At 54.7% G+C, this 4,101-nt stretch carries 4 protein-coding genes and 1 pseudogene; 4 read left to right on the top strand and 1 reads right to left on the bottom strand.

Features of this window, described 5'->3' with window-relative positions:
* Positions 1-76: 76 nt before the first annotated feature.
* The 4 genes and pseudogenes from Q1A75_RS23355 to Q1A75_RS23340 form a co-directional block, all read left to right on the top strand.
* Positions 77-847 (top strand): annotated as a pseudogene (locus Q1A75_RS23355) (extracellular solute-binding protein); the annotation flags it as partial.
* Positions 848-910: 63 nt separating this feature from the next.
* The gene (locus tag Q1A75_RS23350; RefSeq protein WP_299549928.1) at positions 911-2,017 is read left to right on the top strand and encodes an ABC transporter ATP-binding protein; all 1,107 of its coding nucleotides are present in this window, start codon (positions 911-913) and stop codon (positions 2,015-2,017) included.
* Positions 2,018-2,020: 3 nt separating this feature from the next.
* A complete protein-coding gene (locus tag Q1A75_RS23345; RefSeq protein ID WP_299549931.1) occupies positions 2,021-2,887 on the top strand; it encodes an ABC transporter permease in 867 nt (288 codons plus the stop codon).
* Complete coding sequence (locus Q1A75_RS23340) at positions 2,884-3,738, top strand: ABC transporter permease subunit (RefSeq protein ID WP_299549934.1); 855 nt, start codon at positions 2,884-2,886, stop codon at positions 3,736-3,738. The genes Q1A75_RS23345 and Q1A75_RS23340 overlap by 4 nt, the downstream gene beginning before the upstream one ends.
* Positions 3,739-3,868: 130 nt before the next feature.
* Here Q1A75_RS23340 and Q1A75_RS23335 read toward each other — a convergent pair.
* The coding region (locus Q1A75_RS23335; protein ID WP_299593361.1) for a transposase at positions 3,869-4,101 on the bottom strand (233 nt) is incomplete at its 5' end.

Genomic DNA, 4,101 nt, shown 5'->3' with positions numbered 1-4,101 from the left:
TGGTGGCCACGATGAGCAACAAACCCTCTCTTAGCAAATACCGCTATTTGGACCCATAGGCGCTGACGTCAGACAGTCCAAGGTGAACGCCGAGTTGTTTATTCCGTCCATGTTGGAGGCTACCGCGGGCAACACGACCTACGACGGCGCGGTCTATGGTTTGCCACACGTTTGGGGCACCAGCGGTCTTGTTGTAAATACAGCGATGGCTGGCGATGTGCAGGACTACACCGATCTGTGCGGTGCCTCGGTCGCTGGTAAGGTTTCTTATCGTTTGAAGCGTCCGACGTTGATCGGTTTCGCCTATTCCATGGGTCTTGATCCATTTGCTGCTTATGACGATGCCGATCAGTATCAGGACATCTTGGATCAGGTCGAAGCCAAGCTGACCGAATGCAAGCCCAACGTTAAAACCTATTGGGGCGGCGGTGATGAGATCAAGAGTCTTCTGCGCTCCGGTGAAGTTGTGGCGTCTATGGCGTGGGATACCGGCGGTTGGCAGTTGAACGCTGACAACCCAGACATCACGTTTGTTGCGCCAGAATCCGGGGCTTTGGGCTGGATCGATACATTTGTTCTGCCCGCGCGTGGTCGTGCGGATGACGCGGCATATGACTGGATCAATTTCGTCATGCGTCCTGACATTGCGTCGATGATCACCAATACAGCGGGCAACTTCACTGCAGCTGTTGACGGCGATGCCGGTGTCAGCGCAGATCTAAAGGCCCGCTACCAAGGCAGTTTTGATCAGACGGCAATAGACAACATCAAGTGGTACCCACCGGTGCCTGCTGGTCTTGAAACACTCGAAGGTGCTACGCTTGATCGCATCAATGCAGCAAATTGAGTCACCGAAACACTATGAAAAGGGCGCCGGATGGTGCCCTTTTCCAGTCTGTGAGGCGGCACTTTGACCAACATTGAATCCGATCTTGCCTGTCGCGATCTGACCAAGGATTTCGATGGATTCCGCGCTGTTGATCATGTCAGCTTTGACGTGCCCAAGGGGTCGTTTTTTTCCATTCTCGGGCCGTCGGGATGTGGGAAAACGACCCTGTTGCGGATGATCGCAGGCTTCCAATCCCCCAGCAGCGGCGATTTGCGGATCAAGGGCAGGTCGATGATCGGCGTGCCGCCCAACCGGCGACCTGTGTCGATGGTATTCCAGCACCTTGCCCTGTTCCCGACCATGAGCATTGGCGACAACGTGGGGTTCGGGCTTCGTCAACGCGGCGTTGGGCGGAGCGAAATCGCACGACGTGTGGAAGAGGTTCTGGACCGTGTGGGTTTGCCGGGCGTGTCAGCGCGCCGGACCGATCAGCTTTCAGGCGGGCAAAAACAGCGCGTCGCCATCGCCCGCTGCATGGTGCTGGAACCGGACGTTCTGTTGCTGGACGAGCCTTTGGGCGCATTGGACCTCAAGCTGCGCGAGCACATGAAGGTGGAGCTAAAATCCCTTCAGGCCGCGTTTGATACGACCTTTGTCTATATCACCCATGACCAGTCCGAGGCCTTGGTAATGAGCGACAACATTGCCGTCATGAACCAAGGACGGTTCGAGCAAATAGGCGCCCCGCATGAGGTTTACCACGCGCCGCACACAGCGTTCGTTGCAGGCTTTGTTGGGGACGCAAACCGGATCGACGCCAGGGTGTCTGCTGTGAACGGGCATTTTCTGACGCTGACATCAGCTGCCAGCACAGAGATGAAGGTAAAGGTCGCTGACAATAGTTTGTCAGTAGGGCAGGGGGTACAAGTCTTCCTGCGCCCCGAAGCGATTGAGTTGTCGAAGACGTCCAAAAGCTTGGACGGTGACCACAACGTCAGCCAATGTACGGTGACCTCGGTCCTGTTTAACGGCGCGAACAGTTCGGTGATCGTGCGTGATGCGGGCGGCAATATGATCAACGTGGCAATGCCGCAAACCGGCAGTTTTGCTGATCTGCATGCAGGCGATATGGTGTTCACTTCGTGGCATCCAAACAAGGCGCGCTGCTATCCGTTGGCCAGGGCCTGAGCAATGAAATCTGACGCGTCAAAACTCGGGTTCTATCTGCTGCTTGCGCCCATTCTGCTGTGGCTGATCGTGCTGATCATCCTCCCCCATATCGGCCTATTCATGGTGTCGATCAGCGAAAAGGTTGGCCCGCGAGAATTCGAGACCGGCTTTGGAAACTATGCGGCCTTCTTTGGCGAACCATTGTATTGGCGTACTTTTGCACGCACGGCGATCATGTCGATCCTGGCCACCGCTCTGACCTTGATTCTGGGTTTTCCCATCGCCTATTACATCGCCAAGCTGACCCGCGGGCGCACCAAGACCACGCTTTTTCTGATGTGCATGATCCCCTTTTGGGTCTCCGAACTTGTACGCACTTTTGGTTGGATGATCCTGTTACGCGAAACCGGAGTGATTTCGACTACGTTGCAGAGACTTGGCTTGGTCAGTGGACCGGTTGAGCTTCTTTACAACGATGCTGCCATCATGGTGGGGTTGGTCTATACCTCGATCCTTTTCATGGTCGTGCCACTTGTTACAACGCTCGACAGCCTGGACGACAGCCTGATCGAAGCGGGCTATGATCTGGGCGGCACAAGCAGTTCGATTATGCGCGAGATCGTCATTCCCCACGCGATGCCGGGTATCGTTTCGGGCTGCATCGTGGTGTTCATGCTGTCGCTTGGAAACTACCTCACGCCGATCCTGTTGGGAGGCAAGGACAGCCTGTGGTTCACCGGTATGATCTACACGCAGTTCATCACGCGCTTTAACTGGGAACTCGGGTCGGCTCTCGGCTTCCTCCTTCTGGCGCTGTCATCGGCCATCGTATTCTTGGGCCTCAAGCTATCAAAACAGTCCTTGTCGAACACCATGGGGCGCACATGATCCCCACCGTCCCCCGACCTGCTTTCGCCAAATGGTGCTACCGTGCCTATGTCACGGTTTTCTTCATCTACCTAGCCTTGCCGCTGACCGTGGTCTGCATCTTTGCCTTCAACAATAGCGTCTTCCCGTCCCCTCCGTGGGAAGGTTTTACCGTCGCATGGTTTTTCGGTACCGAGGCCCCCTTCATCGGGGTGTTTCATGAACGACCCATCCTGCGCGCCATCGGCACGTCGACTTTTGTTGCGCTTTGGGTGTCTGGGCTGGCCGTTGCCGTCGGAACGTGCAATGCGTTCCTGTTCGTTCGACATGAGTTCAAGGGCAAGGCACTTCTTTATATGCTGATGCTGCTGCCGTTGATCATTCCGGGTGTCATCCTCGGCATCTCGATCTTGGTGTTCTCCAGCACGATCGCAAACACATTGGAAGACGCAACCGGTCTATGGTTTGATGGGCTACGGCCCGGGTTGATACTTGTCATTCTCGGCCAATTCTCATTTATTACCACCTTTGCCACACTTGTCATTTCAGCTCGATTGCAGAAATTCGACCCTAGTCTGGAAGAAGCGGCTCTCAATCTTGGAGCAACTCAATTGGGCGCGATCCGGCAGATCACCCTACCTTTTCTTATGCCGGCCATATTGGCATCTGCCATTGTATCGGTCCTCATGAGCTTTGAGAATTTTAATACGACGCTCATGCTTGTTGGGTCGGATTCGCCACTGACGATTACCATGTTCGACAAACTCAAGCAGGGGTCCACGCCTGTATTGAATGCAGTATCGTTGCTGCTTATTGTGATTTCGGCGGTGCTTGGGCTGTTCTCGTTGTTCTTTCCAAAATCAAAGAGATGATCGCTTTATGGTCGAAGTTTGTGCCCGAGAACGTCACGGTTCTCTTAAACGCGTCGAAAGTCAGCACCTCTACCTGACGTGTTTTGCGCTGAGAGCGTATTCCGAAAATCCTGAAAACCTGGTTCAGGATTCATAAGCAGTAGATGATGCTTGCCGTGAGTGCGATGGTTGAGAGGAAGACCTTAGGGCAGCGGTTATAGCGGGTCGCCACACGCCTCCAATCCTTGAGCCTGCCAAACATAATCTCGATACGGTTTCGCCGCTTGTATCTGCGCGTGTCGTACTTCACCGTAAGCGTTGCGCTGACCCCACCTTCCTGATGCTTGCCTGATCTGCGAGTCCGTTGCCGAGAGTAGTTTGGCA

The organism is uncultured Tateyamaria sp., assembly GCF_947504105.1.
Lineage (GTDB): Bacteria > Pseudomonadota > Alphaproteobacteria > Rhodobacterales > Rhodobacteraceae > Tateyamaria.
The sequence above is the reverse complement of the archived record's forward strand: the minus strand, read 5'-3'. Positions and strand labels throughout refer to the sequence as shown.